The organism is Psychrobacter sp. P11G5 (genome assembly GCF_001593305.1).
In the GTDB taxonomy this organism is placed as follows: Bacteria; Pseudomonadota; Gammaproteobacteria; order Pseudomonadales; family Moraxellaceae; genus Psychrobacter.
Genome location: NZ_CP012533.1, coordinates 2,048,132 through 2,072,559 on the forward strand (window position 1 = coordinate 2,048,132; position 24,428 = coordinate 2,072,559).

Sequence of the window (24,428 nt, forward strand, 5' to 3'; positions counted from 1 at the left end):
TCATAAACACTTGCACATTATCAAACAAGGGGCGTGAACGGATTAGAATGATAATGTGCCAATTAATAATATAACCAACTGCAGAATATGATTAATCGTAAAGTTTTATCTTTGCTCGGACAATGCCATGATCAATTACTCTATCTGAATAATCCCACTTTAAATGATCGTTAAAGTAATCTACTCGCTCAACATGACCTAGCGAAAACTTGCTATCAGGTAAAAACTCTTCTGATACGAATAGTTGATCAATGACCTCTGGTATACTCTGATATATGTGCGTATAAGCGACATCTTTCATCCAACCATAGCGAGTTTGGATACGAGCGGCATCGAACAATGCGACATCACGCATACTTTTGTCATAGTTCACCTCCCCAGTCTCAGCCATTAGTTGCGTCGTTACGCTACCAGTAACATCATTCATATCACCCAATAATATCAATGGCTCACGAGTATGTTGTAGCCGCTTGATAATAGACATACGTATTGATGCAGCTTCTGCCGCTCGCATACACAAACTGCGCAGCTTGGCACGAACACGGATATTAGGGTCATCCATATCTTCTAATAAGTTGCCTGACTCATCACGTAAAAAATAAGCGCGTTTACTTTTAAGGTGAGCTGTGACAATTGTTATTGGTTGACCATACGCATCAACACGTAGTAATAATGGTGGACGATTAAATTGATGATAAGGTCCAACATCAGGGATATCGATTACCGCTTCAGGGACTATGTTCTCTAACAACGTAGTTTCTAACTGAGCAAAGCGGCTAATAAAACCGACAGCTGGCGTTTTTTGCGCGCCGTGGCCTTGAGTATATTGACTAGTACGGTCATTACTAGCAAGTGGAGCAATCACATGTTCTGCTTTAAAACCTAATGAAACAGCTAATGCTTCTAGAGCGTCACTATCCCACACCTCTTGTACCGCAATAATATCTGCATGGGCTTTAGAAAGTAATTCGGTTATTCCTTGCAACTTATGCTGGTAAGCCTTACGGTCATATGCTGGTGCATTGTCATAATAAATTCGATCAGGATTGGCAAAATTAAGTAGATTAGCAGTAGCTATGTAAAATTGCTTTTGTTCATCATTATTCGCATGACGATTCATAGTTTACCTATTCTTATTTTTATTTGGTTTTATATTATTATATTGCACTAAAAATATCACTCTACTAAGAGGTCAAAATTGTCTCATAATCCTTTATGATTATGCTGTCTTCTGGCAGTTAATTATAAGATATTAGAAAATAAAACAATGAGCAAATAAAAAAGCTTCCAAAGTCATCTTTGGAAACTTTAACATAGCATAAATTACATTAGTTGGGGCTGTCAGTCAGGCTACGTATACATTTATCACCTTGTAATTCACAAAGCAGTAAGTTTCTGTACACTATGCTTACCACTTCTCACTCAATTGAAATAATACGGCTTATATTTGAACAATTCATAATTATATATTAGCAAATGAGATGGCAAGCTAGTCTCAAATAATAATTAACTAACACGGTTCCACGCATCACGTGATGCATGACGAGCATCATGCCAAGCTAGACGTGATTCGCCCTTTACTTCTTCCCATGAACGCTGCAAATCTGTTTCATGATCTTCGAAACGCGCGTCACTAGGATAACGTGCTCGGTTAGCATAACCTACTGCATAAGCTGGATGTAGATCACGGTCAAAATCGTGTCCTTGCTGATAATAACTAGCATTGGCATGTTCTGCACGCCAATAAGCTTCTTCACGGGTTGGGTCAATAGCTTCTGCTGCTGCATGACCTGCGCCGCCACCAACAATAGCACCAATAGCGCCACCAATTAATGTACCCAATGGTCCTGCCATCGTGCCAATAGCTGCGCCTGCTGCGGCACCACCGATGCCACCAATACCTGTTCCTACTGGATGTGATCCTGGCTCACCAGTAATAGGATCTGCATTAAGATCTTCTCTCGCTTCTTTAGACATGTGCTTGACAGCAGTACGATCAATCGCATCATGATCCTCTATAATATTGTCATTTTCATGCCTAATGACAGTATTATTGATAGTATGATCACTACCAGTTAATCGGCGCTCATTGTCATCGATGATACGCTCTCTATCGCCAACTTCAAGATAGTCATCAGTAAGGACACGGTCATTGTTATCGATTACGCGGTCATTTGTAAGATCATTGTCATGTTTATTCATAATATTATCCTTAAATTGATAGTTATATACTTATTAGTTATTAATTTGAAATGGATTAAGTTGTATTAATCAATCACATTTGAAGTATAAAAAACTATCAACACTTATCGATAGAACGTTTATGTAAATTATGTCAACACTGCGATGACCTTATGTTACACGGTGTATAGTTATAACGTGTGTATATAAATCTATGCTAAATATAGTAATTAAAGAGCATATTATTAGGTATTTATGTTGATACTGATATGGTCGTTAATACAGTGTTTTAGGTATCTTTGATAATATTCTTTGCCTATTTATACCTAATGAAAATTTTATATCTAATACATTTTGAAAGATATTTTAGATATCCATTAACGCCTTAGTAATAACGCGTTGCCACTTATCAAGATGTTGGGCACGTCTCTCAGCTGACATGTTAGGCTCAAAGATACGGTCTACTTGCCATGATTCTTTCATAGTTTGATCATCATACAATCCACTTTTTAAACCAGCAAGAAGCGCTCCGCCTTTAGCAGTGATTTCAGTATCTTTGGGACGCAAAACAGGTACACTAAGCAAGTCTGCTTGAAACTGCATCAACAGATCATTATTAGCAGCGCCTCCATCGACCCGTAGCTCGGTTAATGGATGCGGACTGTCTTTTTGCATAGCGATAAGAACGTCATAAGTTTGAAAGGCAATCGCCTCAAGAGCAGCACGAGCAATGTGTGCTTTGGTAGTACCGCGACTCATGCCACTAATACTGGCATGAATATCAGAGCGCCAATAAGGTGCTCCAAGACCAGTAAATGCGGGAAGCAACACGACATCCTCGCTACTTTCTACCTGCCGAGCTAAATCTTCGACATCACAGCTTTGTTTAATCATGCCCAGATTATCACGTAACCACTGTACGATAGCGCCTGCCATAAACACGCTACCTTCTAACGCGTAAGTGACTTCGCGTCCAAAAAAAGTGGACGGCGCTTGTAGTATGCGTTTACCAGATTGCACAATGTCACTGATAGATAAGTTATCTACACGATTTATTGGTGCTTTGCGCTGCCAAGCTATCGTAGTCAATAGTTGGTGTTCACTAAGCTTGGGGGTCTGACCAATATTCATCAGCATAAAACAACCTGTTCCATAGGTGTTTTTAGCCATACCAGGATCGAGACAACCTTGACCAAACAATGCTGCTTGCTGATCGCCCAATACGGCATGGATAGGAATCTGCTTGGCAAATAAACCCTTTTTGGTTTTACCAAACTCACCGTCTGATGGCAGCACTTTTGGTAGTATCGCCATCGGTATATCAAAGCGTGCGCACAGCTCCTCCGACCACGCCAGCTTATGAATATCATATAATAGTGTACGTGAAGCATTGGTGACATCGATGACATGCTCGCCACCTGTCAGCTGATAAATCAACCAGCTATCAATAGTACCTACTGCTATCTGCCCAGTTGCAGCGCGGGCTTTAATCTTAGGATAGTGCTCAAGCAGCCAAGAAATCTTGCTGGCACTAAAATAAGGGTCGAGTCGTAAGCCTGTAATCTGCTGCACCCTCTTTGACAGACCTACCGACATATCACCCATACTATCGTTAGCTAAGTCCTGACAGTATTTTGCTGTGCGCCTGTCTTGCCAAATAATGGCTGGTGCCAACGGTGTGCCCGTTTGCTTATCCCAAATGACGATAGATTCACGCTGATTGGTAATAGCAATGCTAGTGACATCAGTTGCGAGTAATCCTGCTTGATTAATGACATCGTGAGCACAGCTGATTTGAGTTTGCCAAATTTGCCGCGCATCTTGCTCTACATAGCCAGCTTTTGGCGTTTGCAGCGTGGTGGGCTGTTGGGCAATCTCAATAGGACGCGCGTGATCATCATATAAAATCGCCCGACTCGATGTTGTTCCTTGATCCAAGGCTAATATATATCCTGCCATCATTTACCTCTCACTCTTAATTCGCAATATCGCTTGCTATATTTGTCCAATATTTTTAACAGCTGTCTATATTTTTCAGTATCTATTTATATATAGCGGTCTACTTTAATAGTAGTCTCTTCTCATAATAGGTTATAAAATAAAACATACATCATCATTTTGTGAAATTTATAGTCTTATAATACTACATAGCGCCTGCCTCTCTATACTGCTTGCATTACTGCTTACATTGAAATCTTTTCATTAGTCTTTTGCCTATCTTCTATTAACAAAAGACTCTTATTGAGAAGCAGGTTTTTATCTTTTTTTATAAATAATATAGTGTTTTAGGTTAAAAACCCTGCTTAAGTATAAGAAAACTCAATATTGAATGAATAACAAGTAAATAATAAGCATTGACCCGTCATGGTTGTGGCTCTACAGTGTACGCTTTATTATCAGTGCTAAGACTTATACTATAAATGATGATTAATTCAATCCTTGTTATTTAGGTATTCTGTATTAAAACATCTTATACGACAAAATTTTGCTTCCTGATTAACGGTTTATATCTCTTATGAAATTTGTTATCTCATCTCTACCTAGTGCTATTGCCACTATTATGCTGATAGGAATATCAACTCATACCGCAGCGAACAGCAATACAGAAATTATGAGTAAGGATAAAAATCTTATTTCAAAGGACGAAATATCGCCTATTGCTACTACTCAGATTATAGACATAAACTATACATCTGATGCCAATGCAACCAACAACAGCACGGTAGGCAATAGTAAAAAGTTAACGGCTGATACTGAGGCCGCCAGCTCTGTTTTGGTACAGCCGTCAAGCACCCTCACTCTAGATACTCTCGTCGACCCTATTACTCATAAAAGCATCGCTAACAGTTATCCTTTAGAGGTGGCTAGCTTTTTGAGTCTTGAACAAGCCCAAGAGATTTTGTTGCAAGTCTCACCTAAGCTCGCGGCCAATCAAGCTGCGATTGCAGCCAGTGAATATCAAACCAATGCCCTTAAAACGCTAGACAATCCTTTTGTATTTGCGCAGCTATCAGCCAGTACCTACAACGTGCAGGAAGATATTGATTTATCAACGCTCAAGAATGGCGTAATCAACGGAGTAAATAATGCTGGTGCTAATACTGGTGCTATTGTTCCTCCTATCCCGCCCTTACCAGATTTGCCAAACTTTGGTGAGATGGTCGGCGATCGTATTCCTGATTCCTATGACTTTAAGCGTTCGGGTTCAACGGCGGGAGCAGGTGTAGGTTTTGCTTGGCCTGTTTATACTGCTGGGCGTACTACTGCGCTTACGGGTGCATCAGATGCACGCACTCAAGAAGCAATGGCTGACAGCATACTCGATAAAAACGAGCTTTATAATACTTTGATTGAACGCTACTTTAAGGCACAGCTAGCCATCATCGCCGCCTACCTACGTGAAGACGCCTATGACACGTTGCAGCAGACTGACCATATGGCAAAGCGACTATATGAAGAAGGATTTATATCACGTGTAGATCGTTTAGAAGCGCAGTCTGCACTGGCAGATGCAAAGAGTGAAGCAGTTAACGCAAATAATGACGCCCGCCTTGCTATGATTGCGTTGCAACGTCTGTTACGTACTGACTATCGTATCAAACCTACGACTCCTTTATTTGTCTCCAGCCGGCCTCTACCAGATGTGAGTTACTTTCAAAATTTAGCACTCAGCCATCATCCTGGCTTACAGAAAGTCGCTGCTAAACGCGCGCAAGCCCAAAAACTACATGAGCTATCTGATACCGGTCATAAACCCACTGTTATGTTATATGGCTATGGACAAGTTGAGAAGGATCCTAGCTGGATTGCAGGTATATCAGCCAGTTGGAAGCTATGGGGCGGACTTGATAAAACAGCATCGCTGGCATCCAGTAATGCTAAAATTCGCCAAGCTGATCTATCCGAAATTGAAGTGAGCGACAATCTACTACTACTGGTGGAAAAAAACTGGAACGATGTCAATAATGCTCAGTCGCGTTATCAAGCATTACAAAGCAATGTTGATTTGGCTACAGAGGTATTACGTTTACGACGCCTCGGACTGCAAGAAGGCGTAAATACTACGATTGAAGTGGTACAAGCACAAACACAAGCTCTCAAAGCTCGCACCGAACAAGCACAAGCTGCAAACGCTTATGTACAAGGGTTAGCTGCTTTAATGCAAAGTAGTGGCACGCCGCTCGCTTTTAATGCTTATCTAAATGCGGCTGACATAAGGCTGCCTACTTTGTATTCTGAACAATGATTTGATATTAAGAATGATAGGGCGTGTTGATAAGCGCTTGTACTGATTATAATTAAATTGCTAATGCCTATATTATTACTGACCTTACTTTACTGCTACTAATCTTACTGCTACTAATCTTACTGATACTAACCCTACTGCGAATAACTGTTTTATGAAAAAACTGATTTCTAAATTGACAAGTTGGCTTCAGCCCTTGCTACAGACATGGCGTATAGCGAACAACTCTAATGTTTGGGCACATTGCGCTAGCGTAGGGTTTTTTGGTTTTTTATCTATTTTTCCAGCAATGGCCGTGTTTGTGCTGCTTTATGGTCTCGCTTTCTCACCCTCTGAGATGCAAGAACAGATTTTAATTTTGCGTCAGTTTATACCTGATGGTGTATATGAAGTCCTTAATTCACGTTTAAGCGAACTGGCCTCTAACACCGCGTCAAAACTGACTTTTGGTCTGATTGCATCGACATTACTGGCCCTTTATGCTGGCTCTAAAGGCATCAAATCCCTAATTATTCTTGTCAATCTTGCCTTTCACATCACGCAAGAGCGCAACTTGATACAAGGTACGATCCGAGCGGTTGGTTTAACCTTTGCCACGGTAGTTGTCCTAATAATAGCAATCTCGTCTATCGCTATTATTCCTTTAGGGGCGGCCTATTTCCCCTTCCCTCAAATAGCGAAGACGATTGCACTTTGGAGCAGATGGCCTATATTAGCTGGCATCATATTCTTAAGCTTCTTAAGCCTATATCGTTTGGCGCCAAATCGTGACGCTATACCGCTAAAAAAACTGGTGCCAGGAGCATCTCTTGCGACCGTTCTCTGGATTCTATTGTCTGTGCTGTTTTCGATTTATGTCCAAAACTTTAATAACTATAGCGCTGAGTTTGGTGCGCTTTCAGCAGCCGTAGTCATTATGCTGTGGCTTTACTATTCAGCATTCATCGTAGCCTTTGGTGCTATTTTTAATTTCGAAGCCATAGAAAGCTCTAAACCTCATGCTGTTCGCGTGTACTGATAAACTGATAATTCATTAAAACGCCTTTAGGGTAGTACCTCTGATCGTTATTGATTGTTATCAAGATTAGAGAACTGCCTTGCAGCCTTTTATGCTGCTACCTTTACAATAAACCCTTCATTCTCAACTTTATTGCTTTAGGAATACCATTTTCATGACTGAACATCACAACGACTCGGATGCAGAAAACACGCCTATTGAACCTATGGATAATATTAAATCTGAACAGCCAGCACCTGAGTATCAGCGCCTAAACTCAAAGGCTACATCAGCGAAAAAAAAGGCGACAGTCAAAAAATCTGTTATTGCGTTAGTCGTTATCATGGTGCTTGGTGTCATCGCTTACGGATTGTTTAGAAGCGCCCAAAATAGTGAACCGCAAGTCATCACCTTGCAAGGGCAGATGCAAATGCAGCAAACGTCTATCGCAGCCAAAGTGCCTGGACGTATCGCTCAAATCATGGTCACTGAAGGTGATAGAGTAACTGCCGGTCAGCAGCTAATTGAGATGGATTCGCCTGAGATTAACGCAAAGATTAATCAAGCTCGTGCTGGTAAACAAATGGCACAGAGTCAGTTGGATAAAGCAGAAAATGGCGCGCGTCCTCAAGAGATTGCTCAAGCAAAAGCTGCTTGGCAAGCCAATAAAGCTGCCTCTGATCTAGCCGCCAGTACTTATGAACGTATCAACCGACTTTATGAAGAAGGTTTGATGGCTCGGCAAAAACGTGATGAGGCATTCGCACAATATCTTGCGACTAAAGATCAAACAATAGCGGCACGTCTACAATATGACTTAGCGGTAGAAGGTACTCGTAGCGAAGATAAGTCAGCAGCTACTGCACAAGTGGCACAAGTCGATGCCCAGTTAGAAGAAGCACTAGTCGCCAAAGAAGAGGCCAACCTAAAAAGCCCTATTGCAGGAATTGTAAATAATGTGATTGTCAGCACTGGTGAAGTCATCGGTCAAGGTGTACCTCTCCTAACACTCGTCAATACAGACGATCAATGGGTAGTACTTAATGTCACCGAAACCTATCTCAATCAATTTGCAATCGGTCGGCAGTTTACTGGCACTATTCCAGCACTATCATCAGCTAACAACCCACATACTAAACAATTCATCGTTTATGCAACCTCAACATTGTCTGATTTTGCGACTTGGCGCCCAACCAATAATGACGACGGTTTTGATGTACGTACTTTTGAAGTCAAAGCCCGACCTATGACTCCTGACTCGCGCGTCCGTTCAGGGATGAGTGTCATTGTGAACATCGACCCCACTTCTATTAATCAGACTCCAGAGTAGGTTATGCGTCTGTTCAAGGCTTTTCTGCGCAGTGCTGCGTACGAGCGTCGTTTTTTAACCAAAAACCATTGGGACTTCTCCGTGGTGGTCTGGATACCTTTGGTCACGATATTACTCATTTGGTGGATTTTTGCGCAAACCCAAATTACGGATTTACCTATCGGCGTAATTGACCAAGATAATAGTCCTGTCGCCAACACATTAGTACGGTATTTGGAAGCCAGTCCGGATATTACGGTTAGACAGCTATATCCCTCGCCAGCAGTAGCTGAAGCAGCTATTTTGCAGCGCGATATTTATGCAGTTGTCATTATCCCAGAAGACTTCGAGCGCAACATTCTATCTGGCAAGCCTGCGCCTATAGTCTTGCAAGTCAATGCTCAATACGGTACTCATTCTGGTATCATTCAAAAAAGTGTACAAACGGTAGCTGGTACTCTATCAGCTGGGATTGAAATTCAACGCTTAGTCAAACAAGGCATGGCACCATCACAGGCGACTATCGCTTATTCACCTATTATTGTTCAACGCATCAGCTTATTTAATGCTGCAACTGACTACCAGAAATTTTTGGCCTCAACTGTTATTCCTGCCCTACTACATATTTTAGCAATGGTAATCGGTGCGACAACCATTGGTCGTGAGTTACGTGATAAGCAGCTCGGTCGTTGGTATCGTTTTATTGATACAGGTAGTCCTAACCTGACGTTACTAAACAACAGTCATAGACAGTTAACAGAACTTGATAGCCAAGTTAATAATGCTAACTTCAAATCACAATCTACTCAAAACATCAGTATTCCGATGCTACTATTTGGCCTGACAGGCAAGTATTTTTGGCCTATATTAGCTTATAGTATCTGGTCGATATTGGCATTATGGCTTGCTACACCGCAGCAGACGATTGCGTTAACTTCTTTGCTAGCTACTTATATTGGGCTTGTTCTGTTGATGATATTGTCATTTTGGCTCGGTGCTATATTTACGGTAGCTTCATTTTCATTGCGTGCAGGCTTATCTGCAACAGGCTTTGTATCTGCGCCCTCTTACGCTTTCGCTGGTGTCACTTTCCCTTATATCGCAATTAGCGATAGTGCTAAGCATTGGTCAGACGCCCTACCTTTAACTCATTATCTAAAACTACATATCGCGCAATTACAAATGCAAGCACCAGTGGCTATTTCTTTACCGATTGTTTACGGTCTAATGATTGCGACCATTATCGCGATGGTAATTACCACATTGTTAACCAAACGCGCATTGGCGCATCCTGAACGCTGGGGAGCCCGCTAATGTCATATATACAGAAGCACAAACCATCAAAAGCAACTCTACCTTCACAAACATCATTACAAACTTTTTTAGGTAGCTTTTTACAAACGCTAAGAGATATCTTTACCGATAGCGGTGTCATTTTGATGCTGCTTATTGCGCCCATTATTTATGGTTTTTTTTATCCGTGGCCGTATTCAACTGAAGTAGTCAATCATGTACCTGTCGGTATTATTGATAAGGACAATAGCGACCTATCACGTACTATCGTTCGCTACGCTAGTGCCAGTCCGCAGCTTGATACTACACGCTTTCTTAATGAACAACAGGCTAAAGAAGCAATATGGTCAGATGAAATTGCAGGCTACCTGATTATTCCAAGCGGTCTTGAGCAGCAAGTACTATCAGGAAAGGCAGCCAGTGTTAGCGTACTGGGTAATGGCGGCTACTTTCTTTTGAATAAAAATGTTCAGATGGGATTTCTACAAGCGGTTAGTACGGTATCAGCGGGCATTGAGGTCAAGAAAAGCATTGCACAAGGCGCTTATTCGTCTACTGCGGTGCAAAACACGCAAGCTGTACCGCTACGGATTATTCCTTTGTATAATCAAACTGAAGGTTACGGGGCTTACGTAGTGCCCGCGGTATCTATTATTATATTGCAGCAAACATTACTGATGGCAACTGCCATGCTTATTGGAACTTGGTATGAGCAACGTCGTCATATGACGACTATAGGCGGTTGGCTTGGTAGAATTGCTGCATTAAGCTCGCTAAGCTTTGTCATTGGTTGCTTTTATTATGGCTGGGCTTTTGAGCTCCATCATTATCCGCGTGGGCAAAATATGCTTGGCAGCTTGCTATTCTTGCTTTTATTCTGTCCAACAGTAGCTACACTTGGCTGCGTGCTCGGATTATGGTTTCGTCAGCGGGAGCGTAGTCTACAGATTTTGATCTTTAGCTCGCTACCGATATTCTTTGTCAGTGGCTATCCCTGGCCTGCCAACCAACTTCCAGAAATACTACAAATTGTGCGCTGGCTAGCACCTACCACTCCTGCTATCAATACTTCTGTACAGCTTAATCAAATGGGTGCAAGCATCTCGCAAGTCTCCATAGGATTTTATGCACTTGCTGCACTATGGGTGTTTTATTTCGTTTTACTGATGCTGTTTTGTTGGCGTACAGCACAAAAAGAGTCTGCTTTAAAAGTCATAAAGACCTCTTGAAAATAACTTAGGCAAAAAAAACACCTGCTAACTAAATAACAGGTGCTTTTTTTGTATTGAATCAAAATCTAGAACACTCGGTTAAGACCATTTAATGCTGCTACCCGGTAAGCTTCTGCCATCGTTGGATAGTTGAACGTCGTATTTACAAAATACTCCAGCGTATTATTACACTTCATCACAGCCTGTCCGATATGGATAATCTCTGAAGCATGATTACCGTAGCAATGGATACCCAAGATTTCAAGCGTCTCACGATGGAACAATATCTTCAATACCCCAGAACGTTCACCAATAATTTGCGCTCGCGCCAAGTGTTTAAAGAATGCTTGACCCACCTCATAAGGGACTTTTTCGTCCGTTAATTCTTGCTCAGTTTTACCAATACTTGAGATTTCAGGAATCGTATAGATACCAGTTGGTACACTCGATACTGGCTCTGCATCACTATCGCCAACCATAAATGCCGCCGCACAGCGTCCTTGGTCATAAGCAGCTGAAGCCAGAGATGGCCAACCGATAACGTCACCAGCGGCATAAATGTTTTCAACTTCTGTACAGTAAGTATCGTCTACTTTAAGCTGTCCACGGCCGTTAGCCTTTAAACCAATGGCTTCTAAATTTAGTCCTTCAGTATTACCTGAGCGACCGTTTGACCATAAAATCGCATCGGACTTGATTTTTTTACCGCTCTTTAGATGCAATATGACATAGTCATCATGAGTCTCCAAATAGTCAATCTCTTCATTACTACGAATGACCACACCAAACTGTCTAAAGTCATGCGCAATAGCATCACTAATCTCACTATCAAGATAACTTAGTAATTGGTTTTGGTTATTGATTAGATCAACTTTATAGCCAAGGCCAGTGAAAATTGAAGCATATTCACAGCCGATGACACCCGCACCATAAATGATGATTTTTTTGACTACATAATCCATTTGTAGGATTTTGTCAGAATCAAAGACCCGCGGATGATCAAAATCTAAAATTTCAGGACGATAAGGTCGACTACCAACCGTGATGATCGCTTTATTGAAGGTAATGTTTTCAAAAATATTTTCATCAGTCTCAATGCGCAAAGTATTGGCATCTAAAAAACTTCCCCAACCATGAATGACTTCAATTTGATTGCGCTCATAAAAGCGCGTATGGGTGCTGACCTGATTACGTATTACTTTACGGGCATTTGCTAGCACCTTATTTAGAGGTACTTGCTTATATTCCATAGCTTTAGTGAACATCGGATCACGGCGGAAGTTAATCAAGTTGAATACTGATTGGCGCAGCGCTTTGCTCGGAATCGTACCTACATGCGTAGAGTTGCCACCGACCTGATCACGCGGGTCAACAACCACTACTTTTTTGCCAGACTTAGCAAGCTTCATAGCAGCAGCTTCACCAGCAGGACCTGCACCTAATATCACAGCATCGTATTCAAACTTATGCTTATCACCTTTTATACGTTGCGAATCTTTAGTGAAGCCTGATTTGATATCAATACGCGTATCATCTAGCGGATTGACCAAATCAGGGTGATGCATAACATCTTCAGTGACTTGGTCGTGGGTTTGCTCAATTTGTTCTTGCTTATTTTTATCTTCGGTCTGCTCAGGAGATGTGACAGGTGCAGCACCACTGTCTTTATTTGATACTTCGGTATGAGTGTCGCTACCAGTATCATTAGTTGTATCATCTTTGCGTTTGCTTCCCATGATATCCTCTTTAGTTATTTATTTACTACTTAATCATTAAGCTATTTATGTTAGTCATAAGCGAACTGTGCATGAATCAATATATACATGAGTCAAGATCATGATGTTATGGCGTGCCCACCATACGTTGTGACAAGATATTTTGCAATGTCCAGTGCCCGTTTAAACTCTGACGCTCTTCATCAACTTGCGGACGTGCGCTAATCACATATTCTGTACCAAGGCTTGGCGTAAAGTCATCAATCCAATCATAAGGAATCTGAAATACTGAACCATCTTTACTAGATTTGGCTAGCAAACACTGCATTGGTAGTGCCGATGCACAAGCCACTCGCTCTGGCATAATCGTTAAAGTCTGTGCCTCACCTAAAACAATAGTAGGTATATAGCGCGGTTCAGGGACTGGTTCGCGTGCGAAAGGTGATGATTGACAGGCACTGAGCAAAACTGTACTGCATAGCAAGCCCATCAATAATAAGGGAGATTTTTTAGATTTATGGGATAGACTCATAACACTCTCTATTTGGTGATAAATATATAGCAACGTTTATATAGTTTGTATGGTATGGCGAAGAAAACAACCGTAAGCGAAATTAACCAATGCGGCGTTTGAGACCGGTCATCTGCAAGATACGAGTAGCAATCTCTTCAACCGACATCTCTGAGACATCTAGGCTTGGAATACCATGAGTGATATAGATACCTTGTATGGCACGCTGCTCTTGCTGACACTGCTGATAGCTCGAATAACGACTGCCCGCACGGCGTTCTTGACGGATTTTTACTAAGCGATCAGTATCAATTAGCAAACCAAATAGCTTGTCTTTATGCTCACGCAGCGCTTTTGGCAGCTGATTATCATACAAATCATCTTCAGTTAGCGGGTAGTTGGCAGCGCGAATACCGAATTGTAGAGCTAAGTATAGAGACGTTGGTGTCTTGCCTGAACGTGACACGCCAATCAATATAATATCTGCCATACTATAGTGGCGAGTGCGTGCACCATCATCATTGTCTAAGGCAAAATGTACCGCATCAATACGTTCTTTATAAGTTTCAGAGTCGACATTGTCATGAGCATGGCCAGAGTGACCATCAGGCTCTACTCCGGTCTCTTCAGCGATACGTCCAATCAAACCCTCATACATATCCAAGTTGCAGCTGTGCGCAGAGTTAATCTTCTCACGGATTTCAGGACTGACAATAGTATCGAAGACTAATGGTAATAATCCATCGCGCTGATAGGCCATGTTGATCTTCTCAACTGCATCTTCCGCGCGCTCTATGCTATCAACATAGGGTAATACACATGTTTCAAATGGTACCGAGGCAAACTGGCTCAATATAGAACGACCCAACGTTTCGGCAGTAATGGCAGTACCATCAGAGATAAAAAAAGCACTTCTTATAGTTTGTGAGTTATCTAAACTTAAAGCGTGATGATTTTGAATAGTAGGCTTATTTTGCTCGGACGGATTGTTAGAGTACATAACTTGAAAACCTCAGTGTAAACCTCAATAGTAAGCTTTAATTGACTCATTATACTTATACTAATTAAGTACGATAATTAAGTCGCTGTGTGACGCACATTCAATAAGCAGCTATAACACATTCCTATAATATAAATAGGTAGATCAATAGTTACATTGTCATATACGCCTGATATTTCATGCTCTACATTATACTCATAATAGCGTCTTAATAGGAATCAAAGTTAGCATAACTAGCGAACCTTAATAGCAGGTTCTTGCTACAGATTGTCATAGACCTTTTGCACTATTAAAATTATATGCGCTACATATAGGCATATAATTTATAGGCACATTTAGACTGAATTAGCTGCTTTATATTCGGATAAGTGAGACAATAGTGCGATTGTTTATTGCAGAACTCTATAATTTGTATCTTTTTCATAAGTTTTTTGGCTTAACCCCTCGAAATTGTCCAAATATAGCGGTATAATTTACCGTTATAATCCTTACTAAATAACCTTATTTTCTGGAGTTATCATGGCAGCTCAATCTACAGCACTTGTGATCAATCTTGATCAGTTAGGAAAAAACGACATTGACATGGTCGGTGGTAAGAATGCTTCGCTTGGTGAGATGATCAGTCATCTGTCTGATTTGGGCGTTAGCGTCCCAGGCGGCTTTGCTACAACTTCAAATGCTTTCAATCGTTTTTTGACTGAAACAGGTTTGCTTGACAAGATTAACAGCGAGCTTAAAGAGCTAGATGTTAACGATGTTAATAAGCTTACTGCTACGGGTAAAAAAATCCGTACGTGGATTATTGAACAAGAATTGCCAAAAGATCTTGAGCAAGAGGTGCGCAAATCATTCGAAGAGATGAGTGATGGCAAAGATATCGCTGTTGCTGTACGTTCTTCTGCAACTGCTGAAGATTTGCCAGATGCTTCATTTGCTGGTCAACAAGAGACTTTTTTGAACATTCGCGGTATTGATAACGTCCTTATCGCTATTAAAGAAGTATTTGCCTCCCTTTATAATGACCGTGCTATCTCTTATCGTGTACATAAAGGTTTTGAGCATGAAGGCGTTGCCTTATCTGCTGCTGTACAACGTATGGTACGTTCAGAAACAGGCGCAGCTGGCGTTATGTTTACCCTAGATACCGAAAGTGGCTTTGATCAAGTGGTCTTTATCACTTCAAGCTATGGCCTAGGTGAAATGGTCGTTCAAGGCGCGGTAAACCCTGATGAGTTCTATTTATCAAAACGCCTACTTGCTGATGGTAAGCCTGCGATTATTCGCCGTAACCTAGGCAGCAAGCATAAGAAAATGATTTATGGTGATGAAGGCAGCACGACTAAATCGGTCAAAACTGTCGATGTCGAAAAAGAAGAGCGCATGCAGTTCTCATTATCAACTGAAGAGCTGACTGACCTTGCCAAACAAGCAGTGACCATCGAAAAGCATTATGGTCAAGCAATGGACATCGAATGGGCAAAAGACGGTGATACGAATGAAATCTTTATCGTTCAAGCCCGTCCAGAAACGGTAAAAAGCCGCCAAGATAGCAATGTCATGGAACGTTATATCATCGATACTAACAACGCAAAAGTATTATGTGAAGGTCGTTCAATCGGTCAACGTATCGGCGCAGGTAAAGTACGTATCGTTAGCAACTTAAATGAGATGGACAAAGTACAAGACGGCGATGTCTTAGTTTCAGATATGACCGATCCGGATTGGGAACCAGTCATGAAGCGTGCTTCTGCGATCATCACCAACCGTGGTGGCCGTACTTGTCATGCTGCGATTATCGCGCGTGAGCTTGGTGTTCCAGCTATCGTTGGTTGTGGTAATGCCACCGAATTGTTGGTTGATGGTCAAGACGTCACCGTTTCTTGTGCTGAAGGTGATACAGGCTTTATTTATGAGAGCCAAATTGATTTTGAAATTCAGACCAACTCTATTGAGTCTATGCCAGAGCTTGCATTTAAAATTATGATGAACGTTGGCAACCCAGATCGTGCCTTCTCATTCACGCAAATGCCAAACGAAGGTATCGGTCTTGCCCGTCTTGAATTCATCATCAACCGCATGATTGGTGTACATCCAAAAGCATTGTTAAATATGAACAGCTTACCACGTGAAGTGGCACAAGCGATTAATGAGCGTATTGCAGGTTATGCATCGCCTGTTGATTTCTATGTTGATAAATTGGTCGAAGGTATCTCAACGTTAGCCGTTGCCTTTATGGATCAACCAGTTATCGTTCGCATGTCAGATTTTAAATCAAACGAATATGCCAACTTACTTGGTGGTAAATTATACGAGCCATCAGAAGAGAACCCAATGCTTGGTTTCCGTGGTGCTAGCCGCTACGTTTCTGATAACTTCCGTGACTGCTTTGAGCTTGAGTGTAAAGCGCTTAAGCGTGTACGTGATGAGATGGGCTTGACCAACGTCGAGATTATGATTCCTTTCGTACGTACTGTTGGTGAAGCAGCCCAAGTCATTGAGTTGCTAGAGAAAAATGGTCTAAAACGTGGTGAAAATGGTCTACGCATCATTATGATGTGTGAGCTACCAACTAACTGCTTACTAGCAGAAGAGTTCCTTGAGCACTTCGATGGCTTCTCAATTGGTTCAAACGACTTAACTCAACTTACTCTTGGTCTTGATCGTGACTCAGGTATCGTCTCACATCTATTTGATGAACGTGATCCTGCCGTTAAGAAATTATTGTCGATGGCGATTGATGCCTGCCGTAAAGCTGATAAATATATCGGTATCTGTGGTCAAGGTCCTTCAGACCATCCAGATCTTGCTTTTTGGCTTATGGAACAAGGTATTAGCTCAGTGTCACTTAACCCTGACTCAGTATTAGATACTTGGTTCTTCTTAGCTGGTGAAGAAGTACAATAAGCTGTAACGTTAAGTCACCGCAGTAATTCACACAGTCATTAAGTAAGTAATCATTAGGGTCTATTTGAAAAATCCTCAATAGACCCTAATACTATGGCTTACAGTAGCGACTTAAGATATGACTAACTATGCAGGCAATTATGCAGATTTTCCTTGCTCGAAATAACGTACAAGCTGGTCCATATACTTTGGATCAACTCAATATTATGCTGACATCTGGTGAGGTATTATTAGATGATTTGGTATGGCATGAAGGCTTAGATAAGTGGCAGCGTGTTGGAGACTTGACAGGTAACCAACCTCTTTATAGTCCTGCTAACATTCCTACGCCTAACGACTCTATCATTAATAATGTGACGGTATTCCCTGAAGACTCTGATACTAATAGTCGCGATGGCAAAAACGTGTCTCTTGATAGATTATATGGTAAGCCTGAACGCCCAAAAAGTAATACTGACAAGAATGCTAAAGGTGGCATGACGTCCAACCGTCATCATACGCCAAATAAAAATGTATCATTGAACAAACCTGGTACGACCAAACTTGCCAATAGTAAAGACAAAGTACTTGGCGATGTGGTCCTTGCACCTATTATGTCACGCGTATTGGCAACAGCACTTAATGGCCTATTATATATATTAGCGATTTTTCCGTTAGTACTAGCATTGACCAAAATGGATGTAGATTACTCAAAGTTCCAAGATATTCAGAATATGGATGCCGCTTATCAGTACTCGATGACACTCATGGAGAGCTTACCTAGCTCTACCTTAATGATGTCACAAGTTATGGTCTTTGGTCTATTCGCCCTACAACTGGTATTTATTACATTACGTGGACAGTCTCTTGGTAAATTAATTACCGGTATTCGCGTGGTCGATCAAACCACACACCGTATACCGTCGTTTATCAAACTTATCGGCATGCGTACATTGGTACTATTTATTATCTACAATTTATTGTTCTCATTCACGAGTTTCTTAGGATTTGTTGTCATTGCTGTTCATTATTATATGGCATCTAGAAGTCCTGAAAATATTGGTTGGCATGATAAGTTGGCTAAGACTTTAGTAGTAAAAGCTGATAGCAGTCAATTGGTCAAGCAACCAAAAATAAAGTAGCTAAAACACTTCGTTATTTAAAATCATATCTGTTTGCAAGAAGCAGCGCTTAGTCGTTGCTTTTTATTTATTAGCAGACGACTGTATTAACCTTTGTGTTAGTACACGACTACTGCTATAATACGGCGCTTTATAACCTAAGCTTACCTTCTCTATATGAGATTGAGTTTACCTTATAAATCTCCTTGCTATTAACATAGGGTTAATAGCTACTAATCCGTAAGGAGTCCAAATGAGACATTACGAGCTGGTGTTAATTGTACACCCAGACCAAAGCGACCAAGTGGTCGGCATGGTTGAACGCTATATCAAGTTGGTTCAAGACAATGGCGGTGTTATCCATCGTCTAGAAGATTGGGGCCGTCGTCAACTGGCTTACCCAATCAACAAGATTCACAAAGCTCATTACGTTCTTTTCAATATTGAGACTGACGGTGAGACTTTAGCTGAGCTTGAAGAATTATTCCGTTATAACGACGCGATCATTCGTAGCCTAGTTATGCGCCGTGACGACGCTATCACTGAAGAGTCGCAGTTAGCTAAGAATGCCGATGAAAAACGCGCACGCAAAGCAACTACTCGTCGTCCAGACAGTCGTGAAAACGATAATGACGACAACGACAACAGTGAAGACTAATTAAAGGAGAATACTCATGGCACGTTTCTATCGCCGTCGCAAATTCTGCCGTTTCACTGCTGAAGGCATCACTCACATCGATTATAAAGATGTTGAATTGCTAAAACAGTATATCAGTGATAATGGCAAGATTGTACCAAGCCGCATTACCGGTACATCTACTAAATATCAGCGTCAACTAGCGACTGCTATCAAGCAAGCTCGTTATTTATCGCTACTTCCATACACTGATAACCATCAGGGTTAACCGTTAACTTTAACTAGGAATGACTCATGCAAATTATTTTGTTACAGCGTATCGTCAACCTTGGTAAACTCGGTGAAACTGTCGATGTGAAACCAGGTTACGGACGTAACTTCCTTATCCCTCACGGCAAAGCGCTACCTGCTACGGCAGCTAACGTTGAAAAGTTCGAAGCACGTCGTGCTGAACTTGAAGCTGAAGAGGCAAAAGAAATCAATGCCGCCAAAGAACGTGCTGACGCATTAACTGATGTTAATGTCATCATGCGCGCTAAATCAGGTGACGAAGGCAAACTATTCGGCTCTATCGGTACTCGTGATATCGCTGAAGCGTTAACTAACTCAGGCTTAGAAGTTGATCGCTCTGAAGTTAAACTTCCAGAAGGCGCTTTACGTCAAGTTGGCGAATATAACGTTGATATCCAATTGCATCATGACGTTACTGCTAGCATCTTAGTTACTATTCTTTCTGAAGATGGTAATGACGAAGATTTAGTTGATGACGAAAATGAAGCACAAGACGAAAACGAAGACTATTCTGAAGAGTAATCTTTAGAAAGTTTGAATCAAGTCTAAAAAAGCCAGTAACTTCAAGTTACTGGCTTTTTTTTGTTTCTCAATAATTATAGAGTCTTGGGGACTATTTCAGTATCACGCACTATATGAGAATATGCTGTAGGATGAAGCTTGCAAAGTATTTCTACGTAAAACTATTTGATATAGAAGCAACAGCCTATTACTATAAATGTTATTAACCTATTTTAGATTCTTATCATAATGCCAAATAGTGAGATAAGCATCGCTTTAGCGTTATACGATTATTATGAATTAGAGTGTTCACATGACATTTTACTCAAAGCCAAATTATTCTGACCATCTGCATGAGTGGCTTAAGCGTGGTAGAAACTGGCACATTGAATATGGTGACTACTTATCAAATCATATCACTCATAATTGGATTGCATTAGACGCTGCTGGTGCTAGTCAAGAAAAAATGCAGTGGTGGCAAGATACTTATACCTATAATGCTACTAACAAGACTTCTGAAAATGCTGTAAGAGAGCCAGAAATGTTAGAAGCGCCTCGCAGTAACCTGATTGATTACACAGAAATAACCGATGCTAACTGGTTAAATAATTTGCAGTCTATTCGGATTGCCTTTCCTTTATATCGTGATTTTTTTGATAAAAAAATAGCAGAGCTAGGGTTAAGCGCTTGCCTTAAACGCTACTACCCTATGCTATCAGAAGGTATGGCAGGCGCTGCGTTTCATCCTTTGATACATACGGGCTGGGCCGTTGATGTTGACTCTGATGACATGGCAGCGGAAGGGTTGGCATATATGGCAACCGCATTCCAACCATTAGCTACCGGCTCAATCCATACCGAACATCAGCTTTGGTCTCCTGATGCACCACGCCCTATAGAAGCACTTGAGCAAATCTTAAACGATGTTAGAATATCACAACTGACTGAAGAAGCCGATTGGTTAAGTAAAACTGAAGACTACAAAAGGCTAAATAGAGGTGGTTTCCAACAGCGATTAATCACTTTTGATAATCCAGAAGAGTCGATGTCGCTGTTTCTCAATGAGATGGTGAGGCTTAAACTGCCTGATATCGGGCAAGATCTAACTTCATCAATCGAAGAGCTGACTGTTATTGCCGCAACTGCCTTACACAGCAGCGACAATGAATTTTTTATACTTCATGGACTAACGAGCCTATACGCTGTTTTATGTGTATTGCCACATCTTGATGAAAGCGCTCAGCGCAATACTTTGGGTTATTGGTTTAGAGCACTGGTGGCTACTATCATAGTTCAGGGAAGTCCTGGAATGACTGATACAGCTACTCTACTTAAAAAGTGGCTTGCTGATAAAGAAGACACTAAGACTAGCGGTTATCAATTAAATGATGAGCTAAAAGCATGGTGGCTACAAACCCTACAATATACTACAGACAGTTTTGATGAGCATGTGCCAAAAGCAGTTTATGTTTTGAGGCGCTGGGCTGAATGGCAGTCATTTTCAAAAGTATCACATGAGGTCTATGTTAAAGCGGCTCGAAATATAACAAAACCTAATATGGATGGCGAGCTGCAAGATAATCTATGGTTTAGTAATGCCTTAATGAAAGCTTCAGAAAGTAAAAATAAGCAGTGATTTAACACTTACATATTCTTAGATGTTTATCATAGGTGTGTTATCAAGTGTAACGACTTAGCATTACCCTATTGCCAAAACTGGCTATGTCTATTATAATACGTCGTTCTATTGGGGATGTTCTGGCTTCGACGCTGGTGATGAAACTCAATGATGCATGTCGAGAGTGTATGTCCTCTCGTTAATCAAACATATATTGTTATAGTCGCAAACGACGAAACTTACGCTCTAGCAGCTTAAACCCTGCTTACTTGGTTGCTGATCACCTACAGTTGGTTAACTAAGTTGAAGCGTCCGCATGTAGGCTCGCCACAAGGGATTGTCTCAATCGCTTGGGTTCAAAAGTAGAGAATCGTCCAATCCATCCTGACTGTCGGATCGGTGCGGATTAAAGCCAAAGACAGAAACTAAACATGTAGATTCATGAGCGTAATGCTGGCGGACGCGGGTTCAACTCCCGCCATCTCCACCAAATATTAAAAAACCGATCACTCAAAGTGGTCGGTTTTTTTTATCCTTAAAATCCCTAGCCTTGGTATGTTTGCAGTCTAATTGGCAACATTCTGTATTCAGGCTCAAAATTATATGCTTAGGCTATTATCTGAACCCTTTCTTTATAGTTCTGCTATTAGCTTGCTTATTGCGTAGCAGGATTGTCGAGAGCCCATTTATATAGCTTCCTAAGACCGTAACTTGCGGGGTCTACCAGCTCTAACATATCTGCACAGGCCTCAGAACAAAACAATCGACGTTCAGGATTATAAAACCCCGGAATTACAGTTCTAATTAAAGCAAGGTAATCATACTTAAAGTTTTGACGCCTATTAAACCAACGTAGAGCATAGTCGATATCACACATAACTGGTATCAACACCCAGTGACTAGGCTCCATATGAATGGTCTTACGACGCAAACCACCATCACGATGGCTTGAGCTAATACAATCATAGCGCTGCCCACCTAAGTTCTTAATTACAAGCTCGCAATGACTGTAGGGTGAACGATCAATCATACTAATAATACGGTCTAGTGCCTTACCCTGCTTAGCAATATAGAAAGCCAAATAAGTAATTTTCATAGCAAATCTCCAGAAGTTTCTTCATCTGTCAAATTTTAGACTTTGCTGAACTTCAAAATTGCTCTGACATTTTAACTAACGAATTTGTGGATTAATGACCTTATAAATTTGGTGGTGTTCTAAAAAGTATGCTGGCGATAAAAGTCAATAAGAAATCTATGCTAAGTTCTCTGATTCTATAGGGCTTTCAAGGCTTCAAGAATTGTTCAAATTCTAATCAGCATACTTTTTGACACATCACCATAAATTGCAGTCAAACAAGGAAAATAGCGCAGATAATATCGAGATATTAACTAGCTATTTGACGCTGTTTGGCAAAATTTAGCCATTTTTAGTCCATTTAGATGATAATTAATTGAATTGAAGACATGCCCTAATAAACTTCAAAAAAGATCATCTGGTTCTTCATTTAATAAGCTAGTAGTAGAATTTAATATAGCCCATCGATATAGCTTTTTGAGGCCATAACTTCCAGGGTCTACCAGCTCCAGCATATCCGCACAGGCTTCGGAACAAAATAAGCGATATACAGGGTTATAAAATCCTGGTATCTCAGGTCTAAATAAAGCAAGGTAATCGTATTTGAAGTTGCGGCGCTTATTAAACCAGCGCAGGACATAGCCCATATCACACATGACTGGTATCAATACCCAGTGACTGCCTGACATGTCAATATTTTTGCGTCGCAATCCGCCATCACGATAGCTTGAACTAATACAATCATAGCACTTATTACCATGATCGCTGATTATCAGTTCGCAATGACTATACGGTGAACCATCAATTACACTAATGATTCGGTCTAGCAGCTTACCGTGATCGGCAATATAAAAAGCCAAATACGTGCGTTGCATGGTCACTCTCCAAAGGACCTTATAACTCTATATTATAGAAATTTATTCATACCACTATATTGGTCATTATAAGTAGATAACCCTCTTTTTACTGTGATTAGTTGTAGTAACATAAAACAAAAGCCAACCATATAATATGGTTGGCTTTTATTGCATATTCTCAAAATAACAGAATCTCAAGAACTTTAACTCAAAATTTTGTTTAACCACTTACCGATATTTTGAATCTGCGGCATACACACCTGATGTGCCATCGGATAAGTATTATACTCAACACCATAGCCCTTCGCTGCTAGTAATTGATGTGCCTGCTCACCCAGAATAACAGGCACAACAGGATCATGAGTACCGTGTTCAATTAGTATTGGCATGTCTTTGTTAGCAGCACTATAGTCGATGTTATCATTGGTCGCAAGATAAGTAGATAGCGTCATCAATCCTGCCAAGCGCTTTGGATAACCCAGGGCGACATGATAAGCCACTGCCCCGCCCTGCGAAAAGCCTGCAATGACAATATGTTCAGGTAACACGCCACGCTCAATCTCACGACTAATCAAATCATGTATTTGCTGCGTAGACTCTTCAATCTGAGCGATGTCGACTTTGCGTTCAAGACTCATCTCCAAGATGTCATACCATGCTGGCATCACCATACCACCATTGACAGTCACTGGACGCTTAGGTGCATGCGGAAATATAAAACGTACTGCCATATCATCAGCCAAACCTAACTGCGGTACGACTGGCTCAAAATCATGACCGCTAGCACCCAAACCATGTAACCAAATAACAGCTCTATCTATATTCTTTTGTGATGGATTATGCTCAACAATGACCGCATCTAAATAATTATTCATATTTCCTGTATTCCTTTTATAGAAAACCACATATTTAAAAACTCATATTTCCAATAGTAGAGGCATTTGCCATACCTCTAGTTTCTTCTTTATTATCATAATGCCCG

Annotated in this window: 20 protein-coding genes and 1 other RNA gene; 12 read left to right on the forward strand and 9 right to left on the reverse strand. The window is 41.0% G+C overall.

Annotated features, from left to right (window positions below):
* Positions 1-91: 91 nt before the first annotated feature.
* The 3 genes from AK825_RS08270 to glpK form a co-directional block, all read right to left on the reverse strand.
* On the reverse strand, positions 92-1,120 hold the full coding sequence (locus AK825_RS08270) for an endonuclease/exonuclease/phosphatase family protein (RefSeq protein WP_068036179.1): 1,029 nt from the start codon (positions 1,118-1,120) through the stop codon (positions 92-94).
* Positions 1,121-1,506: 386 nt separating this feature from the next.
* Complete coding sequence (locus AK825_RS08275; protein WP_068039236.1) at positions 1,507-1,977, reverse strand: hypothetical protein; 471 nt, start codon at positions 1,975-1,977, stop codon at positions 1,507-1,509.
* 570 nt (positions 1,978-2,547) lie between these two features.
* The gene (glpK, locus tag AK825_RS08280; RefSeq protein ID WP_068039239.1) at positions 2,548-4,140 is read right to left on the reverse strand and encodes a glycerol kinase GlpK; all 1,593 of its coding nucleotides are present in this window, start codon (positions 4,138-4,140) and stop codon (positions 2,548-2,550) included.
* A 556-nt stretch (positions 4,141-4,696) separates the two neighbouring features.
* On the opposite strand from glpK, the gene AK825_RS08285 reads away from it, so the two are divergent.
* From AK825_RS08285 to AK825_RS08305, 5 genes are all read left to right on the forward strand, one after another.
* The gene (locus AK825_RS08285) at positions 4,697-6,427 is read left to right on the forward strand and encodes a TolC family protein (RefSeq protein ID WP_068036181.1); all 1,731 of its coding nucleotides are present in this window, start codon (positions 4,697-4,699) and stop codon (positions 6,425-6,427) included.
* A 154-nt stretch (positions 6,428-6,581) separates the two neighbouring features.
* A complete protein-coding gene (locus AK825_RS08290; protein WP_068036182.1) occupies positions 6,582-7,445 on the forward strand; it encodes a YihY/virulence factor BrkB family protein in 864 nt (287 codons plus the stop codon).
* A 154-nt stretch (positions 7,446-7,599) separates the two neighbouring features.
* Positions 7,600-8,754, forward strand: a complete 1,155-nt coding sequence (locus AK825_RS08295; protein WP_082787216.1) for an efflux RND transporter periplasmic adaptor subunit — start codon at positions 7,600-7,602, stop codon at positions 8,752-8,754.
* A gap of 3 nt (positions 8,755-8,757) precedes the next feature.
* Entirely contained in the window at positions 8,758-10,047 is a 1,290-nt protein-coding gene (locus AK825_RS08300; RefSeq protein WP_068036185.1) for an ABC transporter permease, read from the forward strand.
* Positions 10,047-11,255 carry an ABC transporter permease gene (locus tag AK825_RS08305; RefSeq protein WP_068036187.1) on the forward strand — a complete coding sequence of 403 codons (1,209 nt, stop codon included), beginning with the start codon at positions 10,047-10,049 and terminating at the stop codon, positions 11,253-11,255. The genes AK825_RS08300 and AK825_RS08305 overlap by 1 nt, the downstream gene beginning before the upstream one ends.
* A 68-nt stretch (positions 11,256-11,323) precedes the next feature.
* Here the strand turns inward: AK825_RS08305 and sthA are convergent, their stop codons facing one another.
* The 3 genes from sthA to AK825_RS08320 form a co-directional block, all read right to left on the reverse strand.
* On the reverse strand, positions 11,324-12,973 hold the full coding sequence (gene sthA, locus AK825_RS08310) for a Si-specific NAD(P)(+) transhydrogenase (protein ID WP_068036189.1): 1,650 nt from the start codon (positions 12,971-12,973) through the stop codon (positions 11,324-11,326).
* A 106-nt stretch (positions 12,974-13,079) separates the two neighbouring features.
* Complete coding sequence (locus AK825_RS08315) at positions 13,080-13,484, reverse strand: DUF4377 domain-containing protein (protein WP_068036191.1); 405 nt, start codon at positions 13,482-13,484, stop codon at positions 13,080-13,082.
* 82 nt (positions 13,485-13,566) lie between these two features.
* The gene (locus AK825_RS08320; RefSeq protein WP_068036193.1) at positions 13,567-14,463 is read right to left on the reverse strand and encodes a pyruvate, water dikinase regulatory protein; all 897 of its coding nucleotides are present in this window, start codon (positions 14,461-14,463) and stop codon (positions 13,567-13,569) included.
* A gap of 519 nt (positions 14,464-14,982) precedes the next feature.
* Here AK825_RS08320 and ppsA point away from each other — a divergent pair.
* The 7 genes from ppsA (at position 14,983) to ssrA (ending at position 22,004) form a co-directional block, all read left to right on the forward strand.
* Entirely contained in the window at positions 14,983-17,367 is a 2,385-nt protein-coding gene (gene ppsA, locus AK825_RS08325) for a phosphoenolpyruvate synthase (protein ID WP_068036195.1), read from the forward strand.
* A 128-nt stretch (positions 17,368-17,495) separates the two neighbouring features.
* The gene (locus tag AK825_RS08330; protein WP_068036197.1) at positions 17,496-18,488 is read left to right on the forward strand and encodes an RDD family protein; all 993 of its coding nucleotides are present in this window, start codon (positions 17,496-17,498) and stop codon (positions 18,486-18,488) included.
* 232 nt (positions 18,489-18,720) lie between these two features.
* Positions 18,721-19,125, forward strand: a complete 405-nt coding sequence (rpsF, locus tag AK825_RS08335) for a 30S ribosomal protein S6 (protein ID WP_068036200.1) — start codon at positions 18,721-18,723, stop codon at positions 19,123-19,125.
* Positions 19,126-19,141: 16 nt separating this feature from the next.
* Positions 19,142-19,372 (forward strand): 30S ribosomal protein S18, encoded by a 231-nt coding sequence (rpsR, locus tag AK825_RS08340; protein WP_010198808.1) that lies wholly within the window; start codon positions 19,142-19,144, stop codon positions 19,370-19,372.
* Between the two features lie 26 nt (positions 19,373-19,398).
* Complete coding sequence (gene rplI / locus AK825_RS08345; protein ID WP_068036202.1) at positions 19,399-19,917, forward strand: 50S ribosomal protein L9; 519 nt, start codon at positions 19,399-19,401, stop codon at positions 19,915-19,917.
* Positions 19,918-20,209: 292 nt separating this feature from the next.
* Positions 20,210-21,532, forward strand: a complete 1,323-nt coding sequence (locus AK825_RS08350) for a questin oxidase family protein (RefSeq protein WP_068036204.1) — start codon at positions 20,210-20,212, stop codon at positions 21,530-21,532.
* A 113-nt stretch (positions 21,533-21,645) separates the two neighbouring features.
* Positions 21,646-22,004, forward strand: a transfer-messenger RNA (tmRNA) gene (gene ssrA / locus AK825_RS08355).
* Positions 22,005-22,169: 165 nt separating this feature from the next.
* On the opposite strand, the gene AK825_RS08360 is transcribed toward ssrA, so the two are convergent.
* The 3 genes from AK825_RS08360 to AK825_RS08370 form a co-directional block, all read right to left on the reverse strand.
* Positions 22,170-22,610 (reverse strand): hypothetical protein, encoded by a 441-nt coding sequence (locus AK825_RS08360; protein ID WP_068036206.1) that lies wholly within the window; start codon positions 22,608-22,610, stop codon positions 22,170-22,172.
* A gap of 383 nt (positions 22,611-22,993) precedes the next feature.
* Positions 22,994-23,464: a hypothetical protein gene (locus AK825_RS08365; RefSeq protein ID WP_068036208.1), complete on the reverse strand. Its 471-nt coding sequence runs from the start codon at positions 23,462-23,464 to the stop codon at positions 22,994-22,996.
* Positions 23,465-23,649: 185 nt separating this feature from the next.
* On the reverse strand, positions 23,650-24,321 hold the full coding sequence (locus AK825_RS08370) for a dienelactone hydrolase family protein (RefSeq protein ID WP_068036210.1): 672 nt from the start codon (positions 24,319-24,321) through the stop codon (positions 23,650-23,652).
* Positions 24,322-24,428 lie beyond the last annotated feature (107 nt).